The following is a 3,509-nucleotide window of genomic DNA, read 5'->3' as shown; positions in this document are numbered from 1 at the left end:
TGTTCGGCGGCATGTGGGGTGCTCCGGGGCCGCGGCGGAGCGCGGGGCGAGGGATTGTTGGTGCGGGCGTGGGGGATTTCGAGGGGGGCGGGGGGTGGTTGTTGGTGGGTGGCGGGGATGGTTGGGGATTGGCGGGTTTCGGGGTTCAGGCGTGTAGCGGACTACGATGGAACCGAGACGAGCTTTGAACGCCCGCGGCGGCGGGGTGGTGCGTTCCGGACGCCGGAGGCGGTAACCTGCAACGGGCGAGGTTCTTGTCGGCGTCCGGAAGGCACCCGAGCTTGCTGTTCGGTCCGCTGCAAAAGGACCCGCCAAGAAGGCCACGCGCCGCCGAGGTCCCACCGCATGACACGTCAATCGATTGACAACAAGATCAGCCTCAATGGGGAGGTACAGTAATGGCGCGACAGCGACGACAACCCGCACCAACAACCGTTGAGCGCAGAGTTTTCTTCTATCGCGTCAATCTCGGGCAGGACAATGCAGGCAGGCCCGTCCCGTTCGATGCCGCTGGCGCTCTGCAGCACGTTGACGGCTTGCCTTACAGTGCCACAGGCCGCTATGTCGCCGGTCCGGACAACACGTGGCTCTGCGCGTGGATCGACGACGGCCGCGCTGACGTGCGCTACGCGAGAACGCCCTTCGAGAAGGAGCCCGATTTCAACGCCACAAGCGTGAACTACGACCTCTCCGCGCTGCTGGCTCACGCGCAGGAGCCGGCATGACAAAACGCAACACGCACAACAACCTCACGGTCTCGCCAGGCTTTCCGACGCTCCTGAAGGAGATCAAGGCTCGCATTCAGCAGGCCCAGACGCGGGCCATCATGGCCGCGAACGCGGAACTCGTGCGGCTCTACTGGGACATCGGCCGCCTGATCGACGCACGGCAGGAACGCGAAGGCTGGGGGGCTGCCGTTATCCCCCGGCTCGCCAGCGCGCTCCACAATGAACTGCCCGAAGAGAAAGGCTTCTCCGAACGCAACATCAAGCGGATGCTCGCTTTTTATCGCGAGTATTCCGACGCCACGCTAATTGGGCCACAGCCTGTGGCCCAATTGCGAAAGGGCTCGAACGTGCCACCGTCGGTGGCACAATTGCCCGCTCCGGCGGATGAACCCGCGCACATTGCTCCCGACACGCTCCTTTGGTCCCTCCCGTGGGCACACCACGTCATTCTGCTGGAGAAGGTCAAACACCTGCCCACCCGGCAATGGTACATGCAGCAGGCCCTCGCCGAGGGCTGGAGCCGCAACACACTGGCCTCGATGATCCGCTCCGAAGTCCACGCCCGGCAGGGCAAGGCCGTCACGAATTTCGACCGGCTTCTGCCCGCTCCGCAATCCGACCTTGTCCGCGAGACGCTGAAAGACCCGTACGTCTTCGATTTCCTCACGCTGGATGAGCCGTTCCACGAGCGCGAACTGGAAGCGAACCTCCTCCGCGAGTTGGAGCGCTTCCTGCTTGAACTCGGCCAGGGTTTCGCGTTTGTCGGCCGGCAGCTTCACCTCGACGTGGGCGAAAGCGATTTCTACGTGGACCTGCTGTTTTACCACCTGAAGCTTCGCTGCTTCGTCGTGATTGACCTGAAGACCGGCGCGTTCAAGCCCGAGTACGCCGGCAAGATGAACTTCTACCTGAGCGTCGTGGATGACAAACTCCGCCACGCAAACGACAGTCCCTCCATCGGCCTGATCCTCTGCCAGGACCGTAATCACATTGTTGCGGAATACGCACTCCGCGGCGTGAACAAGCCGATCGGCGTTTCGGAATACGAACTGACCCGGGCGCTGCCCAAGAACCTTCAGTCCGCATTGCCGACCGTCGAGGAAATCGAGGCCGAACTCAGCGAGGCAGGCAAGATAGGGCGTGCAAGGGCATCGAAGGCAAGGGAGGCCAACGCGAGTCGGCCGCGTCGGCAACCGTCTCACGCTAAACGCGGGGGCCGTAGAAAATGAACCTGAGCATTTTCCAGAAACGGAGCGTGATGATTGGCTCGCGAGAATACGGCCGACGAAGCCGCCACGCGGCGAGAAATGACGGACGCTTACAAACGGCAGAAGGAAGCTGCGGATGGGTTTGACGACTGGGGCAAATTCACGGCTCACGTCGTGTGCGAGCAACGTCGTGAGATCGAGCGATTGCGCGGCATTCTCCAGCACAAGGGCCTTGATCCCGGCGATTGGGACGATCCCTGTTGCTGACCCGGCAATCGACGGCCTGGAGGAGTGAAGGGCATTGAGTATGACGACATATCGAAAGAAACTGATCGAAGTCGCCCTGCCATTGCCGGAGATTAACGACGCGTCGGCGTACGACAAGATGCCCGGCATCGGCCCACATCCGAAGGGCATTCATCATTGGTGGGCACGCCTGCCGCTGCCTACTGCCAGGGCAGTGCTTTTTGCTTCCGCCGTGGACGATCCGTCCGAACATCCGGACCGCTTTCCGACCGAGGAAGCGCAGAACGCGGAGCGCGAGCGTCTCTTCAACATCCTTCGCAGCATGATGGAAAAACGCCTGCATGATCACCCGGAAGTTTACGCGGCGGCCCACGCCGAGATGTTGAAGCACTGCGAGGGTAAGCTGCCCGCACTCTACGACCCGTTCGCCGGCGGCGGCTCGATCCCGCTTGAGGCCAACCGCCTGGGGTTTGAAGCGCACGCCGCCGACCTAAATCCCGTCGCCGTGCTGCTAAACAAGTGCAATCTGGAGCTTGCTCCCCGCTGGACGAATCATCCACCAGTCAACCCGGAGGACCGGAAGTCCATTGGCGGGACTGATGCCTGGCGCGGTACACACGGTCTTGCGGCCGATGTGCGGTACTACGGAGCGCTGGTTCGCGACCGGGCAAGGCAGAAGGTTGGCCATCTTTACCCGAAAGCGCACCTTCCAAAGGAGAATGGAGGCGGCGAAGCGAACGTCATCGCCTGGATTTGGGCGCGCACAGTGCGCAGCCCTGACCCGGCCGCGGGCGGAAAGCACGTTCCACTAATCAGCACTTTCTGGCTGTCGAGCAAGAACGGCAATCTCGCATGGCTTGAGCCCGTCGTAGACAAGCGCACTATGACGTATCGATTCGATGTTCGCACAGGAACGCCTGCCGATAAGCGTCGCGTTGCAGCGGGCACGAAACAAGGGAAGAACGGTTTCAGGTGTCTTCTCACCGATAGCCCCGTGGACTTTGGCTATGTCCGAGAGGGGTTCCGGCAAGGCCGTGGGGGAACTCAGCTCCTCGCTATCATCGCCGAACTTCCACGCAGCCGTGATTACTTGCCAGCGACACAGCGGCAGGTCGATGCCGCACAGTCTGCTCGACCGACTGGGCATCCGGAGACCGACCTACCAGAACAGGCGCTCGAGTTTCGCGTCCAGAATTACGGTATCAGGCAGCACTGGCAGATGTTTAGTCGATCACGAAGAGCGCCTGGACTGCGTCGGGGGGGGGGGGGGGGGGGGGGGGAAGTTTGGGCGCGGTGGAAAGGTGGGGTTCGCTGCGCCCCGCGCCAG

Annotated in this window: 5 protein-coding genes; all 5 read left to right on the top strand. The window is 62.3% G+C overall.

Translation table 11 applies throughout. The features are described from left to right. Positions 1-188, top strand: a 188-nt coding sequence (locus J5J06_09165; GenBank protein ID MCO6437242.1) for a hypothetical protein, incomplete at its 5' end; no start/stop codon positions are given. A gap of 210 nt (positions 189-398) precedes the next feature. Further along, positions 399-725 carry a hypothetical protein gene (locus tag J5J06_09160; protein ID MCO6437241.1) on the top strand — a complete coding sequence of 109 codons (327 nt, stop codon included), beginning with the start codon at positions 399-401 and terminating at the stop codon, positions 723-725. After that, on the top strand, positions 722-1,957 hold the full coding sequence (locus J5J06_09155; GenBank protein ID MCO6437240.1) for a DUF1016 family protein: 1,236 nt from the start codon (positions 722-724) through the stop codon (positions 1,955-1,957). Before J5J06_09160 ends, J5J06_09155 begins: the two co-directional genes overlap by 4 nt. Before the next feature lie 33 nt (positions 1,958-1,990). After that, entirely contained in the window at positions 1,991-2,203 is a 213-nt protein-coding gene (locus tag J5J06_09150; protein ID MCO6437239.1) for a hypothetical protein, read from the top strand. Between the two features lie 40 nt (positions 2,204-2,243). Next, a partial coding sequence (locus J5J06_09145) for a DUF1156 domain-containing protein (protein ID MCO6437238.1) occupies positions 2,244-3,509 on the top strand: 1,266 nt, incomplete at its 3' end.

This window comes from Phycisphaerae bacterium, assembly GCA_024102815.1.
Classification (GTDB): domain Bacteria; phylum Planctomycetota; class Phycisphaerae; order UBA1845; family UBA1845; genus JAGFJJ01.
Note: the sequence above shows the minus strand (reverse complement) of the source record. Positions and strands in the feature narration are given on the sequence as shown.

Bases quoted from the DNA above. Each gene is read 5' to 3' on its own strand.
- J5J06_09160 (MCO6437241.1), top strand. From the start codon at position 399: ATGGCGCGACAGCGACGACAACCCGCACCAACAACCGTTGAGCGCAGA.
- J5J06_09155 (MCO6437240.1), top strand. From the start codon at position 722: ATGACAAAACGCAACACGCACAACAACCTCACGGTCTCGCCAGGCTTT.